At 69.4% G+C, this 23,986-nt stretch carries 26 protein-coding genes; 19 read left to right on the plus strand and 7 right to left on the minus strand.

The window, feature by feature from the left end:
- Positions 1-10: 10 nt before the first annotated feature.
- Entirely contained in the window at positions 11-3,430 is a 3,420-nt protein-coding gene (locus tag ABTX24_RS12950; protein WP_350840092.1) for an error-prone DNA polymerase, read from the plus strand.
- Positions 3,431-3,542: 112 nt separating this feature from the next.
- On the opposite strand, the gene ABTX24_RS12955 is transcribed toward ABTX24_RS12950, so the two are convergent.
- Positions 3,543-4,250 carry a GNAT family N-acetyltransferase gene (locus ABTX24_RS12955; RefSeq protein WP_350840094.1) on the minus strand — a complete coding sequence of 236 codons (708 nt, stop codon included), beginning with the start codon at positions 4,248-4,250 and terminating at the stop codon, positions 3,543-3,545.
- A 69-nt stretch (positions 4,251-4,319) separates the two neighbouring features.
- Between ABTX24_RS12955 and hemW the strand changes: the two genes are divergently transcribed.
- Positions 4,320-5,531: a radical SAM family heme chaperone HemW gene (hemW, locus tag ABTX24_RS12960; protein WP_350840095.1), complete on the plus strand. Its 1,212-nt coding sequence runs from the start codon at positions 4,320-4,322 to the stop codon at positions 5,529-5,531.
- 89 nt (positions 5,532-5,620) lie between these two features.
- Positions 5,621-5,815 carry a PspC domain-containing protein gene (locus ABTX24_RS12965; RefSeq protein ID WP_160028221.1) on the plus strand — a complete coding sequence of 65 codons (195 nt, stop codon included), beginning with the start codon at positions 5,621-5,623 and terminating at the stop codon, positions 5,813-5,815.
- A 7-nt stretch (positions 5,816-5,822) separates the two neighbouring features.
- Here the strand turns inward: ABTX24_RS12965 and ABTX24_RS12970 are convergent, their stop codons facing one another.
- Positions 5,823-6,671 carry a DUF3097 domain-containing protein gene (locus ABTX24_RS12970; protein ID WP_160028223.1) on the minus strand — a complete coding sequence of 283 codons (849 nt, stop codon included), beginning with the start codon at positions 6,669-6,671 and terminating at the stop codon, positions 5,823-5,825.
- Positions 6,672-6,690: 19 nt separating this feature from the next.
- Positions 6,691-6,963, minus strand: a complete 273-nt coding sequence (locus tag ABTX24_RS12975; protein ID WP_350840097.1) for a hypothetical protein — start codon at positions 6,961-6,963, stop codon at positions 6,691-6,693.
- Between the two features lie 197 nt (positions 6,964-7,160).
- Between ABTX24_RS12975 and hrcA the strand changes: the two genes are divergently transcribed.
- From hrcA to ABTX24_RS13020, 9 genes are all read left to right on the plus strand, one after another.
- On the plus strand, positions 7,161-8,195 hold the full coding sequence (gene hrcA, locus ABTX24_RS12980; protein WP_160028227.1) for a heat-inducible transcriptional repressor HrcA: 1,035 nt from the start codon (positions 7,161-7,163) through the stop codon (positions 8,193-8,195).
- A 37-nt stretch (positions 8,196-8,232) separates the two neighbouring features.
- A complete protein-coding gene (gene dnaJ / locus ABTX24_RS12985) occupies positions 8,233-9,426 on the plus strand; it encodes a molecular chaperone DnaJ (protein WP_350840099.1) in 1,194 nt (397 codons plus the stop codon).
- A gap of 6 nt (positions 9,427-9,432) precedes the next feature.
- Complete coding sequence (locus ABTX24_RS12990) at positions 9,433-10,176, plus strand: 16S rRNA (uracil(1498)-N(3))-methyltransferase (RefSeq protein ID WP_350840101.1); 744 nt, start codon at positions 9,433-9,435, stop codon at positions 10,174-10,176.
- Between the two features lie 71 nt (positions 10,177-10,247).
- Positions 10,248-10,709 (plus strand): Gmad2 immunoglobulin-like domain-containing protein, encoded by a 462-nt coding sequence (locus ABTX24_RS12995; RefSeq protein ID WP_350840103.1) that lies wholly within the window; start codon positions 10,248-10,250, stop codon positions 10,707-10,709.
- 15 nt (positions 10,710-10,724) lie between these two features.
- Entirely contained in the window at positions 10,725-11,777 is a 1,053-nt protein-coding gene (locus tag ABTX24_RS13000; protein ID WP_350840105.1) for a winged helix DNA-binding domain-containing protein, read from the plus strand.
- Between the two features lie 91 nt (positions 11,778-11,868).
- Entirely contained in the window at positions 11,869-12,909 is a 1,041-nt protein-coding gene (locus ABTX24_RS13005) for a PhoH family protein (RefSeq protein ID WP_160028237.1), read from the plus strand.
- Positions 12,906-13,370, plus strand: coding sequence for an rRNA maturation RNase YbeY (ybeY, locus tag ABTX24_RS13010; protein WP_350840107.1), 465 nt, complete (start codon positions 12,906-12,908; stop codon positions 13,368-13,370). The genes ABTX24_RS13005 and ybeY overlap by 4 nt, the downstream gene beginning before the upstream one ends.
- Before the next feature lie 17 nt (positions 13,371-13,387).
- Positions 13,388-14,731, plus strand: coding sequence for a hemolysin family protein (locus ABTX24_RS13015; RefSeq protein WP_160028246.1), 1,344 nt, complete (start codon positions 13,388-13,390; stop codon positions 14,729-14,731).
- The gene (locus ABTX24_RS13020; RefSeq protein WP_160028248.1) at positions 14,715-15,050 is read left to right on the plus strand and encodes a cytidine deaminase-like protein; all 336 of its coding nucleotides are present in this window, start codon (positions 14,715-14,717) and stop codon (positions 15,048-15,050) included. The genes ABTX24_RS13015 and ABTX24_RS13020 overlap by 17 nt, the downstream gene beginning before the upstream one ends.
- Positions 15,051-15,065: 15 nt before the next feature.
- On the opposite strand, the gene ABTX24_RS13025 is transcribed toward ABTX24_RS13020, so the two are convergent.
- Complete coding sequence (locus ABTX24_RS13025) at positions 15,066-15,341, minus strand: hypothetical protein (RefSeq protein WP_350664563.1); 276 nt, start codon at positions 15,339-15,341, stop codon at positions 15,066-15,068.
- A 149-nt stretch (positions 15,342-15,490) separates the two neighbouring features.
- Here ABTX24_RS13025 and ABTX24_RS13030 point away from each other — a divergent pair, with 149 nt between their 5' ends.
- Together ABTX24_RS13030 and ABTX24_RS13035 are read left to right on the plus strand one after the other, a co-directional pair.
- On the plus strand, positions 15,491-16,867 hold the full coding sequence (locus ABTX24_RS13030) for an FAD-binding oxidoreductase (RefSeq protein WP_350840110.1): 1,377 nt from the start codon (positions 15,491-15,493) through the stop codon (positions 16,865-16,867).
- Positions 16,864-18,168 (plus strand): class I SAM-dependent methyltransferase, encoded by a 1,305-nt coding sequence (locus ABTX24_RS13035; protein ID WP_350840112.1) that lies wholly within the window; start codon positions 16,864-16,866, stop codon positions 18,166-18,168. Before ABTX24_RS13030 ends, ABTX24_RS13035 begins: the two co-directional genes overlap by 4 nt.
- Before the next feature lie 34 nt (positions 18,169-18,202).
- Here the strand turns inward: ABTX24_RS13035 and ABTX24_RS13040 are convergent, their stop codons facing one another.
- A complete protein-coding gene (locus ABTX24_RS13040) occupies positions 18,203-19,177 on the minus strand; it encodes a hypothetical protein (RefSeq protein ID WP_350840114.1) in 975 nt (324 codons plus the stop codon).
- Positions 19,178-19,359: 182 nt separating this feature from the next.
- Between ABTX24_RS13040 and ABTX24_RS13045 the strand changes: the two genes are divergently transcribed.
- Together ABTX24_RS13045 and ABTX24_RS13050 are read left to right on the plus strand one after the other, a co-directional pair.
- Positions 19,360-19,896: a pyridoxamine 5'-phosphate oxidase family protein gene (locus ABTX24_RS13045; protein ID WP_350840116.1), complete on the plus strand. Its 537-nt coding sequence runs from the start codon at positions 19,360-19,362 to the stop codon at positions 19,894-19,896.
- Entirely contained in the window at positions 19,896-20,234 is a 339-nt protein-coding gene (locus ABTX24_RS13050; RefSeq protein ID WP_201451268.1) for a VOC family protein, read from the plus strand. Before ABTX24_RS13045 ends, ABTX24_RS13050 begins: the two co-directional genes overlap by 1 nt.
- Here the strand turns inward: ABTX24_RS13050 and ABTX24_RS13055 are convergent, their stop codons facing one another.
- Together ABTX24_RS13055 and ABTX24_RS13060 are read right to left on the minus strand one after the other, a co-directional pair.
- On the minus strand, positions 20,235-20,855 hold the full coding sequence (locus tag ABTX24_RS13055) for a hypothetical protein (RefSeq protein WP_350840118.1): 621 nt from the start codon (positions 20,853-20,855) through the stop codon (positions 20,235-20,237).
- A 1-nt stretch (position 20,856) separates the two neighbouring features.
- The gene (locus ABTX24_RS13060) at positions 20,857-21,264 is read right to left on the minus strand and encodes an isomerase (protein WP_160028260.1); all 408 of its coding nucleotides are present in this window, start codon (positions 21,262-21,264) and stop codon (positions 20,857-20,859) included.
- Positions 21,265-21,350: 86 nt separating this feature from the next.
- On the opposite strand from ABTX24_RS13060, the gene ABTX24_RS13065 reads away from it, so the two are divergent.
- The 3 genes from ABTX24_RS13065 to era are packed head-to-tail and all read left to right on the plus strand — an operon-like array spanning position 21,351 to position 23,925.
- Complete coding sequence (locus ABTX24_RS13065; RefSeq protein ID WP_350840120.1) at positions 21,351-22,151, plus strand: helix-turn-helix domain-containing protein; 801 nt, start codon at positions 21,351-21,353, stop codon at positions 22,149-22,151.
- A gap of 50 nt (positions 22,152-22,201) precedes the next feature.
- Positions 22,202-22,981, plus strand: a complete 780-nt coding sequence (locus tag ABTX24_RS13070) for a siderophore-interacting protein (RefSeq protein WP_350840122.1) — start codon at positions 22,202-22,204, stop codon at positions 22,979-22,981.
- Entirely contained in the window at positions 22,978-23,925 is a 948-nt protein-coding gene (gene era / locus ABTX24_RS13075; RefSeq protein WP_350712884.1) for a GTPase Era, read from the plus strand. Before ABTX24_RS13070 ends, era begins: the two co-directional genes overlap by 4 nt.
- Positions 23,926-23,986 lie beyond the last annotated feature (61 nt).

Below are 23,986 nucleotides of genomic sequence, written 5' to 3' on the forward strand. Positions count from 1 at the left end.
GGCTCGGCTGATGGGCTGGAACAACCCCGAGATCCCGTGGAAGGAGCTGGAGCGGCGACTGTCGGGTCGTCCGCCGAAGGACCCCTACGGCGACGCGCCGATCTCCCGGCGCAGGAAGCGGCTGCCCGATGAGGAGGTGCACGGGCCGGAGGGCCCGGTGGTGCCGTACGCCGAGCTCCATGCCCACTCCGACTTCTCCTTCCTCGACGGAGCGAGCTCCCCGTCGGCGCTGGTCAGCGAGGCGATCCGGCAGGGGCTGCACGGGATCGCGATCACCGACCACGACGGGTTCTACGGGGCACCGGCCTTCGCGGAGGCGGCACAGAAGCTGACGGGGCCGGCACGGCTGCTGACCGTCTACGGTGCCGAGCTGTCCCTGGGCCTGACCAAGCCGCAGAACGGGATCGCCGACCCCGAGGGCAGCCACCTCCTCGTGCTCGCCCGGGGCGTCGAGGGCTACCGGCAGCTGGCCGGCGCGATCACCGAGGCGCAGCTGCGCGGCGACGAGAAGGGGCGGCCGGCCTACGACCTCGACGAGCTCGCCGACCGGGCTCGCGCCGGCAACTGGCTGATCCTGACCGGGTGCCGCAAGGGCACCGTACGCCAAGCGCTCACCGGCACCGGCCCGATCGCCGCGGCCCGGGCGCTGCGCGACCTCACTGATCGTTTCGGACACGAGAACGTCGTCGTCGAGCTGACCGACCGCGGTCATCCGACCGACTCCTACGACAACGACCTGCTCGCCGGCATCGCTCGCGAGGCCGGCCTGCCCACGGTCGCCACCAACAACGTCCACTACGCCACCCCCGACCGGCACCGGGTGGCCGATGCGCTCGCGGCGGTCCGCGCGCGCCGCACCCTGAGCGACATCGCCGGCTGGCTCCCGGCGGGCCCGGTGGCGTACGTCAGGACGGGGGAGGAGATGGACCAGCTCTTCCGGCGCTACCCGGGCGCGGTGGCGCGCAGCGTCGAGATCGCCGAGGAGTGCGCCTTCGACCTGCGCAAGGCCACCCCGAAGCTGCCCAAGCGCGGGATCCCCGAGGGCGAGACCGCCGCGAGCCGGCTGCGCCACCTGACCGAGGAGGGTTTCGCGGAGCGCTATGCGAAGGCGTACGCCGGCGACCCGGAGTTCGTCGAGAAAGCCCGCAAGCGGGTGGAGCACGAGCTCGACGTCATCGAGCGCAAGGACTTCCCGGGCTACTTCGTGATCGTGCACGACATCGTCGAGTTCGCGCGGACCAGGGAGATCCTCTGTCAGGGGCGAGGGTCGGCGGCCGCGTCCGCGGTCTGCTACGCGCTCGGGATCACCGCGATCGACCCGGTCTTCTACAAGCTGCCCTTCGAGCGGTTCATCTCCGAGCATCGGGAGGAGGAGCCGGACATCGACGTCGACTTCGACTCCGACAAGCGCGAGACGGTGATCCAGTGGGTCTACGACACCTACGGCCGGCGCAACGCCGCGCAGGTCGCGAACATCGTCGGCTACCGGCCGAAGATGGCGGTCAGGGACGCGGCCAAGGCGCTCGGCCACAGCCCCGGCCAGCAGGACGCCTGGTCCAAGCATCTCGGTTACTCCCGTGTCGAGGCGCCGGACGATGTCGGTATCCCCGCTCCGGTCCTCGCGCTGGCCGAGGAGATCCACGGAGCCCCGCGCCATCTCGGCATCCACTCCGGCGGCATGGTGCTGACCGAGGAGCCGATCGGCGAGGTCGTACCCATCGAGCGTGCCCGCATGGAGAAGCGCACCGTGATCCAGTGGGACAAGGACGCCGCCGAATACATGGGGCTGGTGAAGTTCGACCTGCTCGGGCTCGGGATGCTGGCGGCGCTCGACCACATGATGCACCTGGCACTCGAGCACCTGGGGGAGGGCTGGACCCTGGCGACCATCCCCAAGGAGGAGCCGGCGGTCTACGACATGCTCTGCCGGGCCGACTCGATCGGGGTCTTCCAGGTCGAGTCGCGCGCGCAGATCGGCACCCTGCCGCGCCTGCAGCCGCGCTGCTTCTACGACCTGGCCATCGAGATCGCGCTCATCCGGCCCGGGCCGGTGCAGGGCGGAGCGGTCCATCCCTACGTACGCCGGGCCACCGGGCGCGAGGAGGTCAGCTACGCCCACGAGCTGCTGGAGCCGGTGCTGGAGCGGACCCTCGGGGTGCCGTTGTTCCAGGAGCAGCTCATGGAGATGGGCCGCGTCCTGGGTGACTTCAACCATGACGACGCCGATCTGCTGCGCCGGGCGATGGGCTCGAAGCGTGGTCTCGAGCGGATCGACTCGCTCAAGGAGCAGCTCTACGAGGGCATGCGGGCCAAGGGCATGACCGAGGAGACGGCGGAGGCGGTCTACACCCAGATCCTCTCCTTCGCGAACTTCGGCTTCGCCGAGTCCCATGCACTGAGCTTCGCCAAGCTCGTCTATGCCTCGTCATGGTTCAAGCTCCACTACCCGGCCGCCTTCCTGGCCGGCCTGCTCCGCGCCCAGCCGATGGGCTTCTACTCACCGCAGTCGCTGACCCAGGATGCCCGCCGCCACGGAGTGGAGGTACGCCGCCCCGACCTCGTCCTCAGCCAGGCCGCGGCAGACCTGGAGCCGCTCGATGTCGACGTCGTGTCGCCGACCGGGAAGGAGGACTGCCGACTGGACGGCGAGAAGACCCCGTGGGTACCCGGCACCCCCGACCCGACCCCGGAGCACCGGCGTGACGGCAACTTCGCGGTGCGGCTGGGCCTGGATTCCGTACGCGGCATCGGCAAGGACGTCGCGAAGCGGATCGTGAAGGCTCGCGAGGAGGCACCGTTCAAGGACTCCCTCGACCTCTCCCGTCGCGCCGGGCTGGAACGCGCTCAGCTCGAGGCGCTGGCGACCGCTGGATGTTTGGAGGTGTTCACATCGAGCCGTCGGCAGGCGCTGTGGCAGGCGGGCTGGACCGAGACCGAGGATCAGCTCGAAGGGGTGCGGTTCACCGCCGAGACCCCTGCGCTGCCCGGCCTCGACCCGGTCGAGGAGACCCTCGCCGACCTGTGGGCGACCGGCGTGACCCCAGGCAGCCATCCCTTCGCCCATCTCCGGGCCGGCCTGACCGCGGCGGGGCTCCCGAAGATCAGCGACCTCCCCACCTCGGAGCCCGGCCGACGCATCACCGTCGCCGGTCTGGTTACCCACCGCCAGCGCCCAGGAACCGCGGGCGGCGTCACCTTCATCAACCTGGAGGACGAGACCGGCATGCTCAACGTCGTCTGCTCCGCCGGCCTGTGGAGGAAGCACCGCAAGATCGCCGTCTCCACCTCCGTCATGCTCATCCGCGGCATCCTCGAGCGCAACGACGGAGTCACCAACCTGGTCGCCGACCGCCTCGCCCCGCTCGAGGAGATCCACCCCGAGGCGGCCAAGGCCATCGCCTCCCGCCACCGCTCCCGCGACTTCCACTGACAGCCGAGTCCGCAGAACTGGCGGGCGAATCTGCAGAAGTGGGCGGCGAAAGTAGAGATTCGTCGCCCACAACTGCAGTTTCGGCCGCCAGAACTACAGTCTCGGCAGGGACTCAGGCGGGCGCGCGGAAGAGCTCGAAGGTCGTACGCCGCCGCTCCTCGAAGCCGAGACCGAGGTAGACCGAGATGGCGCCGGTGTTGGCGACGGAGGCGTGCATCAGCGCACGAGAGCCGCGGGCGTGGATGTCGGCGGTGACGGCGCGGACGAGGCGGCCGGCGAGGCCGCGGCCGCGTGCCTCGGGGGCGGTGCAGACGGCGCTGATCTCGATCCAGCCGCCCGGGTGCATCCGCTGACCGGCCATCGCGACGAGGCGCCCTTCGTGGCGCAGCCCGAGATACGTACCCATCGTGTGGGTCGCCTTCTCGAACGGCCCGGGCTCGGTGCGGGCGACGAGGTCGAGCATCTCGGGGACGTCGGTGGCCCCGAGCACGACCGCCTCGCGATCGGGCGCGGCAGCGACTCGTGACGTCTCGACGAGCTGGACCCCTTCGCCGCCGCCGACCATCTCCCACCCGTCCCCGCAGACCCCGGCCGCGCCGGTGATCAGCGCGGTGCCACCGGGTCCGACGGCCGCGGCCAGGTCGCGCCACGCCTGCGGCTCGCGCGGGTCCGAGACGGCGGCGAAGGGCGAGACGTCGGGGCGGTAGCGACGGGCGAGCCCCGAGCCCTCGGCGAGCGAGGCATGCGCACCGGTCAGCGAGTGCCAGACCGGGTTGTCGAGAACATCGTCGAGAAGAAGATCAGGCTGCGAGACGGACACGCCGGAATTTTCCCACCCCCGCCCCAGTCACGGTTAACCCTTTTCGACAGGTGGATCGATAATGGAGGGGTGCCTTCCGCTCTGCCCCCCGGCGACCCCGCCCCCACCGACGGGTCGCTACCGGCCGAATCGCTGAGCACGCTGGGGGAGAAGGGGCTGGGCTTCTACGTCCACGTCCCGTTCTGCACGGTCAGGTGCGGCTACTGCGACTTCAACACCTACACCGCGATCGAGCTGGGTCCCGGCGTGAGCCGGCAGACGTACGCCGACCAGGCCATCGAGGAGATCAGGCTGGCCCGCCGCGTGCTGGCCGACAGCGACAAGCTGGTGGACACCGTCTTCTTCGGCGGCGGCACCCCGACGCTCCTGCCGGCGAGCGACCTGACCGGCATGCTCGGAGCGATCAGGGACGAGTTCGGCCTCGCCGACGACGTCGAGGTGACGACCGAGGCCAACCCCGACTCGGTCGACCTCGACTATCTGCGCACCCTGCGCGAGGGTGGCTTCACCCGGCTCAGCTTCGGCATGCAGTCGGCCGTCCCGCACGTACTGAAGACCCTCGACCGCACCCACGACCCCGAGCGGGTCCCGCTGGTCGTGGAATGGGCCCGCGAGGCCGGCTTCGAGCAGGTCTCCCTCGACCTCATCTACGGCACTCCCGGTGAGTCGATCGAAGACTGGCGCACCAGCCTCGACGCCGCCCTGGCCAGCGACCCCGACCACATCTCGGCCTACTCGCTCATCGTCGAGGACGGTACCGCCCTGGCCCGACAGGTCAGAAGAGGCGAGATCGAGATGCCCGACGAGGACGACCTCGCCGACAAGTACGAGCTGGCTGACAAGGCCCTCCGAAACCACGGCCTGACCTGGTACGAGGTCTCCAACTGGGCCACCGACGAGACCCAGCGCTGCCGCCACAACATGCTCTACTGGCAGGGTGGCGACTGGTGGGGAGTCGGCCCCGGCGCCCACAGCCACGTCGGCGGCACCCGGTGGTGGAACGTCAAGCACCCCAAGGCGTACGCGGACCGGATCACCAGCAACCAGAGCCCCGCCCACGCGCGCGAGATCCTGGCCGATGAGGACCGCCGCGTCGAGCGCGTCCTGCTCGAGCTGAGACTCGCCGACGGCCTCCCGGGGGACGCTCTCGACGACGAGGGCCGTGCCGCTCTCCCGGAGCAGGTACGCCGCGGCCTGGTCACCGTCGCCGACGACACGATCTTCCTCACCGAGACCGGCAGACTCCTCGCCGACGCAGTGGTCCGAGACCTGCTCCCCTGAGCATCCCTGAGTTCGGGACCTTGGTCCTGATCGAAGGATCAGGGGTGATCCTGATTGGTAAAGAGGGTCCGACAGGGGAGAGTGGAGCTATGGCAACCACAACTCTTTCCCGTCCCAGCAACGACAAATGGATCGCCGGCGTCTGCGGTGGTCTCGGTCAACGTTTCGGCATCAACTCGAACCTGATCCGGCTGGCCTTCGTCATCTCCTGCCTGCTTCCCGGACCGCAGTTCATCGTCTACATCGTGCTGTGGATCATCATGCCGAAGAAGTCGTCCTACTGACGGAGCCTCAGACGGGCTCGGTCACGAAGTCGATCAGCTCCTCGACCCGCCCGAGCAGGGCGGGCTCCAGGTCACCGAACGAGTTGACCCGCCCCAGGATGTGCTTCCAGGCCCGGGCGATGTCGGCCTGATCCCGGTGCGGCCAGCCCATGTGCTGGCAGATGCCCTTCTTCCACTCGATCGACCGCGGCACGTTCGGCCAGGCCTCGAGCCCGAGCCGGGCCGGCTTGACCGCCTGCCACACGTCGATGAACGGGTGACCGACGATCAGCACGTGCTGGCCGACCGCGGAGCGCCGGATCGACTCCGCGATCCTGGCCTCCTTCGAGCCCTTCACCAGGTGGTCCACCAGGACCCCGACCCGCCGCTGCGGTCCGGGCTTGAACGAGACCAGGTGGTCAGCGAGGTCGTCGACACCGCCCAGATACTCGACGACGACACCCTCGATCCGCAGGTCGTCACCCCAGATCTTCTCGACCAGCTCGGCGTCGTGACGCCCCTCGACGAAGATCCGCGACTCGCGCGCGACCCGGGCCTTGACGTTGTCCACGGCCACCGAGCCCGACGCGGTGCGGGTGGGCTTCGCGGGTGCCGTGCGGGTCACCGGGGGAGTGAGGATGACCGGCTTGCCCTCGAGCCAGAAGCCCGGCCCGAGCGGAAACGTACGCCGCTTGCCCTTCCGGTCCTCCAGGGTCAGCGTGTGCAGGTCGCGGTCGATCCGCACGATCTCGCCGACGAAGTCGGTCTCGACCTCCTCCACCACCGCGCCCAGCTCTGCGGGAGTCTCGACGGCACGCCCGTTCTTGGGCTTGCGCCAGTCGCCGGCCAGTACGTCGGAGCCGTAGCGATCGCTCATCCGGAGAACGGTAGTGGAGTCAGCAGCGAGAACCGGTGAGCACGCGCCCGAGCTGCTCGAGAACGTCGTCCGGCGTGGCCGCGGTCTCCGGGAACCGGAAGGTCACGTGGTGGCCGCCGTCGACGGTGATCCAGGAGACGTCGACGCTCTCGGCGGTGAGGTGGGAGAGGCGTACGCCCACGATGTGACGCGGCCGCAGCCCGAGCCGTGCCGAGAGCGAGCGGCACAGGTCCGCCTGGTGCTCGTCGTTGGCGTGGGCCGTGATGCGGACCAGCAGATCGTCGGCGATCATAGGACTCTCCAGTGGGGCGGAAGCAGTGCAGCGGGTGACTCTAAGGTCAGCCTAACCTAAGGCTATCTCGATGGCGAGAGAAGTGTTCCGTTCCACAGAGCGGAGCGGCCACCGAGAACTGGTGCCTGTGACACGAACCGGTAGGATTGGCACTCGCACGGAATGAGTGCCAAGCAGCCAGGGCGATAGGAGGGCAGATGCAGAACGAACGCAGGCTCTCCGTCCTCAGGGCGATCGTCGAGGACTATGTGAAGACCGAGGAGCCGGTCGGCTCCAAGGCGCTCGTGGAGCGTCACGGCCTCGGCGTCTCCCCGGCGACGGTGCGCAACGACATGGCCGCGCTGGAGGAGGAGGGCTACATCACCGCCCCCCACACCAGCGCCGGCCGGGTGCCCACTGACAAGGGCTACCGGCTCTTCGTGGACCGGCTGACCACGGTCAAGCCGATGACCGCGGCCGAGAAGCGGGCGATCGCCGGCTTCCTCGACGGCGCGGTCGACCTCGACGACGTCGTCACCCGCTCGACCCGGCTGCTCTCGCAGCTGACCCGCCAGGTCGCGGTGGTGCAGTACCCGACCCTGAGCCGCTCGACGGTCCGCCACGTCGAGCTGGTCGCTCTGGCCCCGACCAGGCTCCTCCTCGTGCTCATCCTCAGCACCGGCCGCGTCGAGCAGCGACTGCTCGAGGTGACCGAGGAGGTCTCCGAGGAGACCCTGGCCGCGCTGCGCACGAAGATCAACACCGCGGTCTCCGGCGCCGTCATCGCCGAGGCCGGCGAGGCGCTGCGTACGATCGCCCAGCCGGCCGACGCGCCCGCCGACGCCCCGCAGGACCCGCTTGCCTCCGCCGTGGCCGAGGCCCTGATCGAGGCGATGAACGACCACCGCTCCGACGAGCGGATCTCCATCGGCGGCACCAGCAACCTGGCCCGCTTCGGCGACAGCTTCGACACCGCCGTACGCCCGCTCCTGGAGGCCCTCGAGGAGCACGTCGTCCTGCTCAAGCTGATGGGCGAGGCGACCGCGGGCGGGCTGGTCACGGTGCGGATCGGCGCCGAGGGCCCCTACCAGGAGCTTTCCCAGACCAGCGTGGTCGCGACCGGCTACGGGCCTGGCGACGAGGCGCTGGCCACGCTCGGCGTGGTCGGCCCCACCCGGATGGACTACCCCGGATCCATGGCGGCGGTGCGCGCGGTGGCGCGTTACCTCTCCCGGATCCTCGACGAGGCTTGAGCAGCAGACTCGATTCAAGGAAGATCAGCGAACTTCGATGGCAGGAAGACCGACGTTGGACCCCTATGAGCTCCTCGGTGTCGACAAGGACGCCGACGACGCAACGATCAAGAAGGCGTACCGGAAGCTGGCGCGCCAGTACCACCCTGACGTCAACCCGGACGCCGAGTCGCAGGAGAAGTTCAAGGAGATCTCCCACGCCTACGAGGTGCTGAGCGACCCGCAGAAGCGAGCTGCGTACGACCGCGGTGGCGACCCGTTCGCGGGCGGCTTCGGTGCGCAGGGCGCGGGCTTCTCGTTCACCGACATCATGGACGCCTTCTTCGGCGGCGCCGGTGCCGGCACCGGAGGCGCGGGGCGTGGCCCCCGTCCGCGCGTACGCCGCGGGCAGGACGCCCTCATCCGTCTCGACATCGACCTGGCCGAGGCCGCCTTCGGCGTCACCCGCGACCTCAAGGTCGACACCGCCGTCGTCTGTGACACCTGTGGTGGCGAGGGGGCAGCGGAAGGCTCCCACCCGATCCCGTGCGAGACCTGCCACGGCCAGGGTGAGGTCGCGGTCGTGCAGCGCTCCTTCCTGGGCGAGATCCGCACGCTGCGCCCGTGCTCGGCCTGCAACGGCTTCGGCACCGTCATCCCCGACCCGTGCCGCGACTGCAGCGGCGAGGGCCGGGTGCGCTCCCACCGCACCCTGACCGTCAAGATCCCGCCGGGCGTCGACGACGGCACCCGGGTGCAGCTCGCCGAGCAGGGCGAGATCGGCCCCGGCGGCGGTCCCGCCGGTGACCTCTACGTCGAGATCCACGTCGCCAAGCACGCCACCTTCACCCGCAGGGGCAACGACCTGCACTGCACCGCGAAGGTGCCGATGACCGCGGCCGCGCTCGGCACCACGCTCAACCTGCCGACGCTCGAGGCCGACCTCGTCGGTGAGGGCGCCGACCAGATCGACCCCGAGGACGCCTCGATCCAGATCGACCTCAAGCCCGGCACCCAGTCCGGCACCGACCACGTCCTGCGTGGCCGCGGTGTGCCCGGTCTGCGCGGCGGTCGCGGCGACCTGATCGTGACCATCAACGTGGAGACCCCCACCAAGCTCGACCTCGAGCAGGAGGCGCTGCTGCGCCAGCTCGCCGAGATGCGCGGTGAGGAGTCCGTCCAGGGCCAGCTCAAGGCGGCCCACAAGGGCGGCGTCTTCTCCTGGTTCAAGGACACCCTCAACGGGCACTGATCCTCGATGACTCTCCCCGTTCACCTCGTCGAGTCGCTCGTCGGCACCCGTGTCGGCGACGACATCGAGGTGACCGGCGACGAGGGTCACCACGCGGTCGTCGTACGCCGCCTCCGGGTCGGCGAGGAGGTCGTGCTGACCGACGGTGCCGGCGAGGGCGTCACCGGCACGATCACGCAGACCACCAAGAAGTCGATGACCGTACGTGTCGACGAGATCATCCTCGGCGACGCGCCGCCCGAGCCCGCGCTGACGGTCGTCCAGGCGCTGCCCAAGGGCGACCGCGGCGAGCTCGCCGTCGAGATGCTCACCGAGATCGGTGCCGCCAGCATCGTCCCGTGGGCGGCGACCCGCTCGGTCGCCGTCTGGAAGGGCGAGCGCGCGGTCAAGTCCCTGGCCCGCTGGCGGGCCACCGCCCGCGAGGCCGCCAAGCAGTCGCGCCGGCTGTGGCACCCCGAGGTCGAGCCGCTGGCCACCACCGACGCCGTCGTGTCCAAGATCGAGGCGGCCGACGTCGCCGTCGTGCTCCACGAGGAGGGCACCCTCCCGCTCGGCGCGGTCCCCGTCATCGACGAGGGCACCATCCTGGTCGTGGTCGGCCCCGAGGGCGGCCTGACGGAGGAGGAGATCTCCTTGTTCGAGAAGGCCGGCGCCACCACCATCCGTCTCGGCGGCGAGGTCCTGCGCACCTCCACGGCAGGCGTGGCGGCGAGCGCCGCCCTGTTGGCCCGCACCCGCCGCTGGGACTGACCGGCCGACTGACCGCCGACTGCTCGGCGTGGTGGGTTCGTCCTTCGAGGATGCCGGGTGAGTATGGAGGCATGAGGAGCACACGTACGCGTCCGGCCGGCGCCATGATCGCTCTTGCTCTCTGCGGCGTGCTGGCTGCCGGGTGCGGCAGCAACGATGCCGTCGCCGAGGATCCCAAGGTGTCGGCAGAGCCGTCCGAGGAGCCGTCGACGCTGCCACGAACCTCCGGACTGATCACGCTGGCGGCGCCGGCCGAGGGTGCGACGGTCTCGGACAGCTTCGAGGCGTCGGGAAAGGCGAACTCGACCGAGGCCAACGTGCCATGGGAGGTCCGGGACACCACCGGCGAGACGGTGCTGGAGGGCCACGCGACGGCCGAGGGCTGGATGGACAAGCTCTACCCGTGGAAGACCACGGTCGACGTCTCCGAGCTCGAGCCCGGGACGTACCTCTTCATCGCTCGCACCGACGACACCTCCGACGGCGAGGGGAAGCCTTCTGAGGAGGTTGGCGCCCGGATCACCGTCGAGTAGGAGATCATCGCTACCGTGATCGTCACCGAACGGCAGCTCAACCGGACCCTCCTGCTCCGCCAGCACCTGCTGTCGCGGGCCTCGCTCCCCCCGGCCGAGATGATCGAGCATCTGGTCGGCCTGCAGGCGCAGGAGACCTCGCCGCCGTTCTTCGCGCTGGCCGCCCGGCTGGAGTCGTTCGACCCCTACGCGCTCAGCGCACAGCTCGAGTCGAGCGCGCTGGTCCGGCTCTCCTCGCTGCGCTCGACGATCCACATGCACACCGCCGCCGATGCGGCCTTGATCAGGGCCTGGACCCAGCCGGTCCACGACTTCTACACCCAGCGGGTCGAGATCGTCCGCCCGGCGGCGCAGCTGGAGGGCTTCGTGGAGGCGGCCGAGGACGTACTCGCTCTCGGGGCGCTGCCCAATGCCGCCCTCGAGGCCGGTCTGGTCGAGCACTTCCCAGGCGTTCCGGCCAAGGCGCTGGGTCTGCGGGCGCGCAACGAGCTGCCGCTGGTACAGCTGCCGCCGCGAGGTCTGTGGAAGGGCTCGGGCGGGCTCGTCTACGACCTGCTCCCACGCTGGACGGGGGTGCCCCCGGTGGAGGTGGACGATGTCGTCCCGACACTGGCGCCGGAGATCGTACGCCGCTACCTGCTCGCCTTCGGGCCGGCGACCGCCGCCGACATCACCACGTGGTCGTCGCTGACGCGGCTGGGCCCGGTGGTCAAGCGGATCGAAGGGCTGGTGACCTACCGCGACGAGGCAGGCAAGACCCTCTACGACGTCCCGGACGCTCCGCTCGCCACCGGCGACGAGCACGCCCCGGTGCGACTGCTGGGGCGGTTCGACAACGTCTGGCTCTCGCACGCCAACCGGGAGCGGATCACCGCCAAGGGGACCCGGAAGGAGTGGGGCATCGGTGGCGGCGGCGCGGTCGTCATCGCCGGCGGCCACCTCATCGGTCTCTGGAAGCCGGTCGACGGCAAGGTCGAGGTCGTCAAGCTGCTCCGCGACCTCACCCCTGACGAGCGCGACGAGCTCGCCGAGGAGACCGTACGCGTCGAATCGCTGCTCGCGAGCTGACGCCGGAACTATCCAGTAGGAGCGGGGCCGAACACCCGCGTACCATGGACGCACCAGCCTCATGACGAGAAAGGGCCCGCTCCGGGCATCCATGACCGATCGACACCCAAGTCCGCTTCCGACCGACGCCTCCGCCCAGGGGGTCTCCGCTACGACCAAGCACACCGTGGTCGTTCCGAACAGCGTCGACATGGTGACCGTCCTCGGTCCGGCCGATGAGCACCTCGGGATCATCGAGGCCCACTTCGACGCAGACGTGCACGTGCGCGGCAACCGGATCACTCTCCACGGCGCCCCCAGCGAGATCGCGATGATCGAGCGGGTCCTGGAGGAGCTGGTCCAGATCATCCGCACCGGCCAGGGCGTCAGCGGCGAGACCGTTGAGCGCGTGATCGGCATGCTCCAGGCCGACACGACCGAGAAGCCGGCCGACGTGCTGAGCCTCAACATCCTGTCCAACCGCGGCCGGAGCATCCGTCCCAAGACGCTCAACCAGAAGCGCTACGTCGACGCGATCGACAAGCACACGATCACCTTCGGCATCGGCCCGGCCGGCACCGGCAAGACCTACCTGGCGGTCGCCAAGGCGGTCCAGGCGCTGCAGACCAAGCAGGTCACCCGGATCATCCTGAGCCGCCCGGCGGTCGAGGCCGGTGAGAAGCTCGGTTTCCTGCCCGGCACCCTGACCGAGAAGATCGACCCCTACCTGCGCCCGCTCTACGACGCGCTGCACGACATGATGGACCCGGAGCTGATCCCCAAGCTGATGGCGTCCGGGACCATCGAGGTCGCCCCGCTCGCGTTCCTCCGTGGGCGTAGCCTCAACGACTCCTTCATCATCCTCGACGAGGCGCAGAACACCACGCCCGAGCAGATGAAGATGTTCCTGACCCGGCTCGGCTTCGGCTCGAAGATCGTGGTCACCGGCGACGTGACCCAGACCGACCTCCCCAACGGCCAGAAGTCCGGGCTCCGGGTCGTGGAGGGCATCCTCGACGACGTCAAGGACATCAGCTTCAACAACCTGACCAGCCACGACGTCGTACGCCACCGACTGGTCGCCAAGATCGTCGCCGCCTACGAGGCGCACGACGTGCAGAGCCAGGGACGGGCCTCCGGAGAGGTTCGATGAGCACGGAGATCATCAACGAGTCCGAGCAGGAGATCGACGTCGAGCACGTCGCCAAGCTCGCTCGTTTCCTGCTCGAGCAGCTGCGCGTGCACCCGCAGGCCGACCTCCGGGTCAAGTTCGGCGACGAGGCCACGATCACCGAGCTCAACGAGCGCTACTTCGACACCGAGGGCCCGACCGACGTGCTGTCGTTCCCGGGTGACGAGCTGCTCCCCGGCCGCCTCGACGAGGAGCCGGAGGAGGGCGACCTGGGCGATATCATCATCGCCCCGACGATCGCGGCCAAGCAGGGAGAGGCAGCCGGCCACGGCACCGTGGCGGAGATCGAGCTGCTGACCACCCACGGCATCCTCCACCTGCTCGGCTACGACCACGTGGACCCCGACGAGCACGCCGAGATGTTCGGGCTGCAGGCCAAGCTGCTCAAGGCCTGGGGCTCCTCGGCCACCGCACCCGAGTAGGAGCACCACCACCACCCATGGACGATGCGAGGCTGCTGATCGCAGCCGCAGTTCTGGTCCTGATCGCCGGCATCTTCTCAGCCGCCGACGCGGCGCTCAGCGCCTTCTCCCGCGCCCGGGCCGCGGAGCTGGTCTCCGAGGGCCGCGCCGGCGCCAAGCGCCTGGTGGCGGTGGTCGGCGACCCCGCCCGCTACGTCAACACGGTGCTGCTGCTCAGGATGCTGTGCGAGATCGGTGCGACCGTGCTGGTCGCGCTGTGGGCGTACGACCTCTACCAGGGGCGCTGGTGGCCGACCGTGCTCACCACGACGGCGACGATGACCGTGGTCTCCTTCGTGGTCATCGGTGTCGGCCCCCGCACGCTGGGGCGCCAGCACCACGAGGGCATCGCCCTCGCGGTCGCCGGGCCGATCGGTGCGATCACCGCCATCCTCGGCCCGATCCCGAGCCTGCTGATCATGCTCGGTAACGCGCTCACCCCCGGCAAGGGCTTCCGCAAGGGCCCGTTCTCGACGGAGACCGAGCTGCGCGAGCTGGTCGACATCGCCGAGGCCTCCGACCTGATCGAGGCCGACGAGCGCCGGATGATCCACTCGGTCTTCGAGCTCGGCGACACCCGTGCCCGCGAGGTGATGGTGCCCCGCGGTGACATCGTCTTCCTGGAGCGCCGCAAGACCCTGCGCCAGGCGCTGTCGCTGTTCCTGCGCTCGGGCTACTCCCGGATGCCGGTGATCGACGACAGCCTCGACGACATCATCGGGATGGTCTACCTCAAGGACGTCGTCGCACGGGACTTCGAAGCGCCGGAGGTCGAGACCACTCAGCGGGTCGAGTCGCTGATGCGCAAGCCGACCTGGGTCCCCGACTCCAAGCCGGTCGACGAGCTGCTCGCCGAGATGCAGCAGCACCGCCAGCACATCGCGGTCGTCGTCGACGAGTACGGCGGCACCGCCGGCCTGATCACCATCGAGGACATCCTCGAGGAGATCGTCGGCGAGATCACCGACGAGTACGACATCGAGGACCGTGAGCCCCTCCACCTCGGCGACGGCTCCTGGCGGGTGCCCTCGCGCTTCCTGGTCAGCGATATCGAAGAGCTCATCGGCCTCCCCGTCGAGGAGGACGACGTCGACTCCGTACGTGGTCTGATGGCCAAGCATCTCGGCCTCGTGCCGATCCCGGGGACCGAGGTCGAGGCCCACGGGCTCCGCTTCGTGGCCGAGGAGGCTGCCGGCCGTCGGAACAAGATCGGTACCGTACGCATCAGCGTCGTCGTCCCGGCCGAGACCGAGGCCGACGGCGAGGACGAGCAGAGCGAGAAGACCGACAGGAAGAAAGAGGCACATGCCCGAGCAGAGTGAGCTCTCCGCGGAGGACCGCAAGCTGGTGACCCTGGCCCGGGCGACGCGTGCCCGCACCGGGGCGGCCGAAGGAGCAGCCGTACGCGACCTCGACGGCCGCACCTACGCCGCTGCCACCGTGGACCTGCCCTCGCTCCAGGTCTCCGCGATCGGCGTCTGCGTGGCGATGGCGGTGGCCTCCGGCTCCAAGGGACTCGAGGCCGTGGTCGTGCTCGGCGAGGCCGAGGAGGCCTCCGCGAACGACCTCTCGATCGTCAAGGAGTTCGCGGGCGAGGATGTCCCGGTCCTCGTCGGCGACCCGCGCGGCAACCTCCGCTGATCTCCTGCGGGCTGCTCAGCGAGCGGCTCGGTGGCCGCCGGTACCGCCGCCGGCCCCGCCGGACTCGGCGAGGAGCGGAAGGGTGCCCAGCTCGATCGTGACGTGGATCCCGTCCTCGTCTCGGTAGGCGGTGAGACCGTTCATGGTCGCCATGTCGACGCCCTTCTCACGCATGTGCACGACGATCTGATCGATCGCCAGCGCGAGCCGGGCCTGAGACACGGACTTGTTGCGCCACTTGACCTGGTTCTCGGTGAAGTAGGGGGTTGCCTTCTCGGCGAGCGTTGACACAGCGTCACGATGGGCAGCACTGGACATGGGGACCCTCCAGGGTGCACGAGATGGGGGCGCTCGACGGGAGCAGTCGGCGCTTGTGACTGTAAGCGAACGAACGTGAAAATCGAAACCCGAGATCCCAGGGCGCGAGTAAAGTGCGTGGAGTGACGGGTGAGACTGGTTGGCAACGACACACCGAGGCCGTCGAGCGGCTGACGGCCTCCTACAAGCGGATCCCTGACGGCGCTCCCGTCAGGCTGGCCAAACGCACCACCAACCTCTTCCGGGCCCGGGCGGCGACCGACGCCCCCGGTCTCGACGTCTCCGGGCTGGGCGGCGTGATCGAGGTCGATGCCGCGGCGGGCACTGCCGACGTACAGGGGATGTGCACCTACGAGGACCTCGTCGACGCCACCTTGGCGCACGGGATGATCCCGTACGTCGTACCGCAGCTGCGCACGATCACGCTCGGTGGTGCGGTGACCGGGATGGGCATCGAGTCGACCTCGTTCCGCAACGGGATGCCGCACGAGTCGGTGCTGGAGATGGACATCCTGACCGGGTCGGGCGAGATCGTCACGACCCGACCGGGGGAGGACCTCTTCGACACCTTCCCCAACTCCTACGGCTCCCTCGGCTACGCCACCCGGCTCAAAATCAAGCTGGAGAAGGTGCCGGGCTACGTCGCGCTGCGCCACGTACGCTTCGACGACCTCGGCCTGCTCACCAAGACGATCGCGCAGATCACCGAGAGCAGGACGTACGAAGGGGAGCGGGTCGACGGGCTCGACGGTGTCGCGTTCGAGCCGGGGGAGTACTACCTGACCCTCGCGACCTGGACCGACCAGGCAACGCAGAACCCCAGCGACTACGGCGGCCAGCAGATCTACTACCGCTCGATCCAGCAGCGTGGCACTGATGTGCTGACGACCTACGACTACCTGTGGCGCTGGGACACCGACTGGTTCTGGTGCTCGGGCGCCTTCGGCGCGCAGAACAAGTACCTCCGCAGGGTGTGGCCGCGCCGACTGCGGCGCTCGGACGTCTACATGAAGCTGGTCGGCCTGGACCGGAGGTTCGGCATCGCCGACAAACTCGACGCGCGTGCCGGACGGCTCATGCGGGAACGGGTGATCCAGGACATCGAGGTCCCGGTCGAGAACCTTCCGGCGTTCCTGGAGTGGTTCGACGCCGAGATCGGGATGCGGCCTGTGTGGCTGTGCCCGCTGGTGTCCCACGGGACGAGCACAGGAGGGAAATGGCCGACCTACCCGCTCGAGGCGGGCCGGACGTACGTCAACGTCGGTTTCTGGGGCACGGTCCACGTCGGCCCCGGCGCCGTCAACGCCCCCAAGAACCGTGCGATCGAGGATCAGGTCCACGAGCTCGGCGGGCATAAATCGCTCTACTCCGAGGCGTTCTACGACAAGGATGTCTTCAACGCTCTCTATGACGGGGACAACCTCGCGGCCGTGAAGGCGAGGTATGACCCCGCCAACCGGTTGACCGATCTGTACAGCAAGGCGGTGAAGAGACTGTGAACCACATTGCAGAGACCATCAACGAACTCTTCGACGGTGGGCTGCCCATCAAGCTCACCGCGTACGACGGCAGTGTCGCCGGCGACAAGGACTCTCCCTTCGGGATGGAGATCCTCAACCCGCGTGGGCTCGCGTACCTGCTGACCGCGCCGGGCGACCTCGGCCTGGCACGTGCCTACGTCAGCGGTGACATGGCCCTGCACGGCATCCATCCGGGCGACCCCTACCCGCTCCTGGACCTGATCCTGGACAAGACCGACTTCAAACGGCCGAGCCCTCGGGAGACGGTCGACATGGTGCGCGCGCTCGGGGCGAAGAACTTCGTCCCGCCCAAGCCACCGCCGCAGGAGCACCTGCCGGCGTGGCGGCAGCGGGCCGAGAACGTACGCCACCTCTCCGGCCGGGCGATCAGCGCGCTGCCGTGGACGCGGCACTCGCCCGAGCGCGACGCCGATGCGATCCACCACCACTATGACGTCTCCAACACCTTCTACGAGTACGTCCTCGGCCCGTCGATGACCTACACGTGTGCGCTCTACCCGACCGACGACGCCACGCTCGAGGAGGCGCAGGCGGCCAAGTACGACCTGATCTGCCGCAAGCTCGGGCTCGAGCCCGGGATGCGGCTGCTCGACATCGGCTGCGGCTGGGGCGGGATGGTGCGCCACGCGGCCAAGCACTACGGCGTCAAGGCGCTCGGTGTCACGCTCTCGCGCGAACAGGCCAACTGGGCCCAGAAGGCGATCAAGGCCGATCGTCTCGACGACGTCGCCGAGGTGCGCTTCTCCGACTACCGCGACGTGGTCGAGGGGGACTTCGACGCGGTCAGCTCCATCGGGCTCACCGAGCACATCGGCGTGGCCAACTACCCGGCCTACTTCGGCTTCATCAAGAGCAAGCTGCGTGACGGGGGCCGGCTGCTCAACCACTGCATCACGCGTCCCGACAACGTCTCGAAGGCGAACGCGGGAGCGTTCATCGACCGCTACGTCTTCCCCGACGGCGAGCTGATCGGCTCGGGCACCATCGTGTCCGCGATCGAGAACGCCGACCTCGAGGTGCAGCACCACGAGAACATCCGGGTCCACTACGCCAAGACCCTCACGGCGTGGAACGACAACCTCCGCGACAACTGGGACGCCTGCGTCAACGAGGTCGGCCTCGGCACCGCGAAGGTCTGGGGCATCTACATGGCCGGTTCCCGGATCGGCTTCGAGCGCAACAACATCCAGCTCCACCACGTGCTCGCGACCAAGACCGTCGAAGGGCTCTCGGGCTACCCGCTGCGGCACACCTTCTGAGCAGGACGAGGTTCGGGTGGGCGAAAGTGGCAGGTCAGGCGGCGATCTGACGGCCACTTTCGCCCACTCGTTCGTCCGGCAGTCCCCAGATGCGTCGCAACGCCGCGGTGCCTGGCTTCGAGAAGAGTGAGGCCTCCAGAAGCCTCCACCACGGTCGGACGTCGTCGACGGTGAGCTCTCGGCCGAGCGCGTCCGTCGCCGCCCGCAGGATCTGCCAGCCGTCGTGACGGACCTGGCTGGCGATCCAGCCGTGGCGTACGTATCCCGCCTTGGCGAGGTCGGCATCCCGGGTGCGGTCGCGGCGGTATTGGCCACGCTCGCGGTGCTGGGCGCCGTCGTACTCCTGCAGCGTGCTGGTCCCGGTCACCACGAGGTCGGCGCGTCCGATGAAGACTCCACGAGCGTCATGGATGTCGACCTGGGGCTCGACCTCGATCCCGCAGGCGGTGTGCAGGATCCGGAGGACCGACTCCCAGGCCGACTCGGCGCGACGGTCGCACGAGCGTGATGCCTCGCGCAGCCGAGGGGAGCCCGGCCGCCCGGTCGCGGCGACGGCCTCGAGGTCGGCGAGGGTGCACTTCTCCAGATGGAGAGCGCTGTCTATCAGCACGACCAGGTCGAGCACGCCGAGGTCCCGGGCGCAGGCCAGGATCGCCTCGGCCACCGGGGCGACCCACAGACCATCGATCTCGGTCGCGGCCGGGGCCCGCCGATGCCGAGTGATGCGCAGCTCGGGCCGGCGGATGCGTACGGACGACTCGAGCAGCGCGACGAACGTCGGGACGTCGTCCGGGAGTGGCGGGAGCCAGAGACCGTGGAGCCGGGCCGCGGTCAGTCCGGTGAACGTGGCCGAATCCGGAAGCACCTCGGCCCACGCGGCGAGCTCGGCGCGCCAGCGCTCGTCTCCGTCAAGGCCGGCCGGCACGTACACGCCATGGCCGATCCGCTCCCAGGTCGGCCCCCGGCGCCGAGGCTGCCGCGGCCGTCGCCGCTTCCCTTTCGTGGTCATACGCCCCAGCATCCCCGGGAGCACCGACACTCCTGGCCTGACCAGCAACAATGGGCGAAAGCGGCAGGGAATCCTGAGATCCGGGTGCCGCTTTCGCCCACTTCGTCGTGCGGCGGTGTCGGAATCGACGCATCCTGTTCGTGGAGTAGGTGAAACATCCTTTCCAACTGAAGGAGACCGCCATGAAGACCCACAACCTTGCCGAGATGTACGACGCCCCGCCCATGTCCTGGGAGGAGGTCACCGCTCGCCTCGACCAGGGGTTCAACCAGGGCCCTGGGTCGCAGGAGGGCGAGCCCGGGCGCTACACGACATGGGTGAGCACGATCAACGCCGACGGCGGTCCGCACGTGAACGCCATCGGCGCGATCTGGCTCGACGGCAGCTTCTACCTGGTCACCGGCCCGGGGACGCGGCGCGGGCGCAACCTCGCCCGCGATCCCCGCTGCGCGCTGTCGCTCTCGGTGCGAGAGTTCGACCTGGTCGTGGAGGGCCGCGTGACGCGGGTCCTCGGCGACGAGCTCGAGCGAGTGGCCAAGCACTACCACGACGACGAGGGCTGGCCGGCCGAGGTCGACGAGTCGGGCGAGGCCGTCACCGCGCCGTTCAACGCGCAGAGCGCGGGCCCGGCGCCCTGGCACGTCTTCCGCATCGACGCGACCTCCGCCCACGCGGTCGCGACCGTCGAGCCCTACGGTGCGACCCGCTGGAGGTTCTGATGACCGACCTGTTCGCCGGGCTGCCGGTCGCGGACCTGGCCCGAGCGGCCCGCTGGTACGAGGCCCTGCTCGGCGGCCCGCCGGCCTTCTACCCCAACGACGTCGAGGCCGTCTTCGAGGTGATCGAGCACGGCTACGTCTACGTCGAGGTGAAGCCCGAGCTCGCCGGCAGCGGCTTCGTCACCCTCTTCGTCGACGACCTGGACACCCGCCTCGCCGCGATCGCCGACCGTGGTCTGCGGCCGGAGTCGCAGGAGACGTACGACAACGGGGTCCGCAAGACCATCTTCCGCGACCCCGACGGCAACGAGATCGGGCTGGGCGGTGGCCCGGCCTGATCAGGCCGGGATGCCGTGCTCCTTGGCGTAGGCACGTCGGCACGATGCGGCGCAGAAGCCGATGGTCTCGCCGTCGTGCTCCAACGTGATCGCTCCGCGGCCGAGGGTGACCTGCATGCCGCACACCGGATCGATGACGACGCCCTCGGGGAGGTCGACCTCGCCCGCGCTTTGTCGCGCACGGAACTCCTCGGTCATCCAGCTCGTCAGGTCGTCCGCCGTCGCCGGTCTGCCGTTGAGCCCGATGCTGCCGTCCAAGATGCCGACGAGGTTGATCCAGAGGTGCCCGCCCGGCCTGGTCCAGCCGTGGTCGCGGTCGAGTCTGCGTACGCCGGCACGGACGGCTCCGGACAACGGGCGAGACATCTCCTCCCGCCACCCCTCGGGAACGGTGGCCGTGATGACCAGGGGCGGTGGGGCCGGCGCTGCCCACGCCCCGTCGCCGGTGCTCCATCCGACGAGCTCCCGGAAGGCGATGTGGGTCACCGCCCGGCCGCGAGCCATCGTCTCCTCCGGCGCGCTGACGCCCGCGGTGAGGAGCGAGATCACCGCGTTGGTCAGCGTCGCGCGGTCGCCGTCGGTGAGTGCGCCGGCCGGAGCGGCGATCTCGATCAGGAACACGTCAGGCCCCCTCGTGGTGGGCCTCGGGGTCGAAGCCGTCGGGAGCGCGATCGATGAACGCGGTGATCGCGGCGATCCGCCCGGACCCGTCCAGATCCAGGACGTCCGTACCCTCGGCGAACGAGCCCTCCTCCTTGCGGATGTCCCAGCGCACGCGGACGTGCCCGTGGTGTGAGTCGGGCTCGGTGCGGGCCACGAACGTGAAGTCGCCGACGCCCTCGGCGAACTGGTGGGTGAAGTCGATCAGCGCCTCGAGGCCCGTGGACTCGCCGATCGGGGTGGAGCGAGCGACGTCGTCGGCGAAAAGGGTGGCGCCGAGGGTGCGCTGCTCCTCGGCGGAGAGGTTCCAGAACGAGACGTACGCCTCGGCGGTGGCGGCAGGTGAGCGGGGTGTGGTTTCAGTCGTCATGGCCATGACGATCCGCCTCCGGGCGAGCCCTGTCGATTACCTCTGGGGTAGTTGCCGCGCCGCGCTCCGCCCGGCAGCCTGGGTGCATGACAACGGCCCAGCTGAGCGTCGGAGAGCTGCTTCGGGACTGGCGCGAGCGGCGCCGTCGCTCGCAGCTCGAGGTGGCGATCGCGGCCGACGTGTCGGCCCGCCACCTCAGCTTCATCGAGACCGGCCGGTCGGGCCCGAGCCGGACGATGATCGAGCGGCTCTGTGAGGAGCTCGAGGTGCCGCTGCGTGAGCGCAACCGGCTCTATCTCGCGGCAGGGTTCGCGCCCGTCTACCAGGAGCGGCCGCTCGACGACCTCGGCGCCGCCAGGTCCGCCGTCGAGGCGGTGCTCACCGCCCACGAGCCCTATCCGGCCTGCGCGGTCGACGTCCGCTGGGACATGGTGGCGACCAACCGGCCGATGGAGCTCTTCCTGGCTCCGCTGCCGGACGCGTTGCGGCAGCCTCGGCTCAACATGCTGCGCGCGACGTTGCATCCCGACGGCCTGGCGGCGCAGGTGCGCAACTACACGCAGTGGCGGGCACACGTCGTCGGCCGCATCCGCCGGCAGCTCGACCGCACCGCGGCCGATGGGCTGGTCGAGCTCCTCGAAGACGTGGAGGGCTATCCGGCCCCGCCCGGAGCCGACGTGGAGGCACCGGCGGTCACGGCGAGGGACGGCGCCCTGCCGGTGCTGCCGCTGCTGCTGCGTACGAGCTTCGGCGATCTGTCCTTCCTCTACGTCCTCTCCGTGATCGGCGCGCCTCGTGATGTCACGGTCGACGAGATAGCGGTGGAGGCGATGTTCCCGGCAGACGACGCGACTCGGGAGGCTCTGCTCGCCATCAGCCACGAATGAGTGCGGCGCTGATGCGGGCGGGCCGCGTCGGCGCGGATAACCTTGAGGCGATGAGTGTCAAGGCCCAGCAGTACGCCGCGGAGGTGCTGCGGCGCGAGCAGATCACGCCCCACCTCGTACGTCTGGTGCTCGGCGGTCCCGGCCTGGCCGGGTTCGAGTCCACCGGGATCCCCGACGAATGGGTCGGGCTGGTCGTCCCGGGGCAGTTCCAGTCGCGCTACTACACCGTCCGGTCATGGCAGGGTGGTGAGCTGACCCTCGACGTCGTCGTCCACGATGTCGGTCTGGTGACCGAGTGGGCCACGCGCACCGACCCTGTCGGGCAGACGGTCACGATCACCGAGCCCAAGGGCTCGTACGCCGCGCCCGACGGCGCGCAGTGGCTGCTGCTGGTCGGCGACCTGACCGCGATGCCGGCCATGGCGCGGATCGCCGAGACCACCACGCTGCCGACGCGGATCTGGGCCGAGACCCCGGACGACCTGCCCGGATACCTTCCCGGGACCGCCGTCGTCACCTGGTCCACGCCGCCGTCGGAGACCTCCTCCGACCTGGCGGCAGCCGTGGAGAAGATCGAGTGGCCCGAGGGCGACGGCTACTTCTGGATGGCCGGTGAGTCCAGCCAGATGCGGGCGATCCGCAAGCATCTGATGCGCGAGCGGAAGCTCGACTCCCACGCCTACGACGTGATGGGCTACTGGCGCGGTGGCGGCCAGAAGCGGCAGCCGCGCTCGGTCGATCCCGGACCGGTGTGGCGTGAGGGCAAGGCCCAGGGGCTCACCGATGAGCAGATCTGGCAGCGATACGACGAGCAACAGGAGCAACAGTGACCGAGCCGAGCCCGGCGCCGCCAGCACACGAATTTCGGAGCGGCTTCGTGTCGTTCGTCGGACGCCCCAACGCGGGCAAGTCCACCCTGACCAATGCGCTGGTCGGCACCAAGGTGGCGATCACCTCCGACAAGCCGCAGACGACTCGTACCGTGGTCAAGGGCATCGTCCACCGACCCGACGGCCAGCTGATCCTGGTCGACACCCCGGGCATCCACCGGCCGCGTACGCTGCTCGGCGAGCGCCTCAACGACCTGGTCGAGGCCACCTGGACCGAGGTCGACGTGGTCGCGATCTGCTTCCCGTGCAACGAGAAGATCGGCCCCGGTGACCGCCGGATCGCGGAGAACGCCAACAAGCTCAAGAAGGGCATCAAGCGGGTCGCGGTCGCCACCAAGACCGACCTCGCCACCCCCGAGCAGATCGGCGAGCACCTGATGTCGATCCAGACCCTCGGGGTCGAGCTCGGCATCGAGTGGGCCGAGATCGTCCCGGTCTCCAGCGTCGGCGGCGACCAGGTCGACCTCCTCGGTGACCTGCTGATCAAGCTCCTTCCCGAGGGACCGCCGCTCTATCCCGACGGCGAGCTCACCGACTCTCCCGAGGAGATCATCGTCGCCGAGCTCATCCGCGAGGCAGCCCTGGAAGGCGTACGCGACGAGCTCCCGCACTCCATCGCCGTCGTCGTCGAGGAGATGCGTCTGCGTGAGGACCGCCCGGAGGACAAGCCGCTGATGGACATCCACGCCTTCCTCTACGTCGAGCGCGACTCCCAGAAGGGCATCGTGATCGGCCACAAGGGCTCACGGCTCAAGGACGTCGGTCAGCGCGCACGCCTGCAGATCAAGGAGCTGCTCGGCATGCCGGTCTACCTCGACCTGCACGTCAAGATCGCCAAGGACTGGCAGCGGGATCCGCGGCAGCTGCGCAAGCTCGGGTTCTAGTCCCAGACGTCTCACCGGTCACAGCGCTCGGGTGTTTCCTGCACTTCTCAGGTGTTGCAAT

The sequence above is a fragment of the Nocardioides sp. NPDC127514 genome (assembly GCF_040302125.1).
Classification (GTDB): Bacteria; Actinomycetota; Actinomycetes; order Propionibacteriales; family Nocardioidaceae; genus Nocardioides.

Excerpts from the sequence above, each read along its gene's own strand:
- ABTX24_RS12950 (WP_350840092.1), top strand. The coding sequence starts at position 11 with ATGGGCTGGAACAACCCCGAGATCCCGTGGAAGGAGCTGGAGCGGCGA.
- ABTX24_RS12965 (WP_160028221.1), top strand. The coding sequence starts at position 5,621 with ATGGCAACCACAACTCTTTCCCGTCCCAGCAACGACAAATGGATCGCC.
- ABTX24_RS12970 (WP_160028223.1), bottom strand. The coding sequence starts at position 6,671 with ATGAGCGATCGCTACGGCTCCGACGTACTGGCCGGCGACTGGCGCAAG.
- ABTX24_RS12975 (WP_350840097.1), bottom strand. The coding sequence starts at position 6,963 with ATGATCGCCGACGATCTGCTGGTCCGCATCACGGCCCACGCCAACGAC.
- hrcA (WP_160028227.1), top strand. The coding sequence starts at position 7,161 with ATGCAGAACGAACGCAGGCTCTCCGTCCTCAGGGCGATCGTCGAGGAC.
- dnaJ (WP_350840099.1), top strand. The coding sequence starts at position 8,233 with ATGGCAGGAAGACCGACGTTGGACCCCTATGAGCTCCTCGGTGTCGAC.
- ABTX24_RS12990 (WP_350840101.1), top strand. The coding sequence starts at position 9,433 with ATGACTCTCCCCGTTCACCTCGTCGAGTCGCTCGTCGGCACCCGTGTC.
- ABTX24_RS12995 (WP_350840103.1), top strand. The coding sequence starts at position 10,248 with ATGAGGAGCACACGTACGCGTCCGGCCGGCGCCATGATCGCTCTTGCT.
- ABTX24_RS13005 (WP_160028237.1), top strand. The coding sequence starts at position 11,869 with ATGACCGATCGACACCCAAGTCCGCTTCCGACCGACGCCTCCGCCCAG.
- ybeY (WP_350840107.1), top strand. The coding sequence starts at position 12,906 with ATGAGCACGGAGATCATCAACGAGTCCGAGCAGGAGATCGACGTCGAG.
- ABTX24_RS13015 (WP_160028246.1), top strand. The coding sequence starts at position 13,388 with ATGGACGATGCGAGGCTGCTGATCGCAGCCGCAGTTCTGGTCCTGATC.
- ABTX24_RS13020 (WP_160028248.1), top strand. The coding sequence starts at position 14,715 with ATGCCCGAGCAGAGTGAGCTCTCCGCGGAGGACCGCAAGCTGGTGACC.
- ABTX24_RS13040 (WP_350840114.1), bottom strand. The coding sequence starts at position 19,177 with ATGACCACGAAAGGGAAGCGGCGACGGCCGCGGCAGCCTCGGCGCCGG.
- ABTX24_RS13045 (WP_350840116.1), top strand. The coding sequence starts at position 19,360 with ATGAAGACCCACAACCTTGCCGAGATGTACGACGCCCCGCCCATGTCC.
- ABTX24_RS13050 (WP_201451268.1), top strand. The coding sequence starts at position 19,896 with ATGACCGACCTGTTCGCCGGGCTGCCGGTCGCGGACCTGGCCCGAGCG.
- ABTX24_RS13060 (WP_160028260.1), bottom strand. The coding sequence starts at position 21,264 with ATGACGACTGAAACCACACCCCGCTCACCTGCCGCCACCGCCGAGGCG.
- ABTX24_RS13065 (WP_350840120.1), top strand. The coding sequence starts at position 21,351 with ATGACAACGGCCCAGCTGAGCGTCGGAGAGCTGCTTCGGGACTGGCGC.
- ABTX24_RS13070 (WP_350840122.1), top strand. The coding sequence starts at position 22,202 with ATGAGTGTCAAGGCCCAGCAGTACGCCGCGGAGGTGCTGCGGCGCGAG.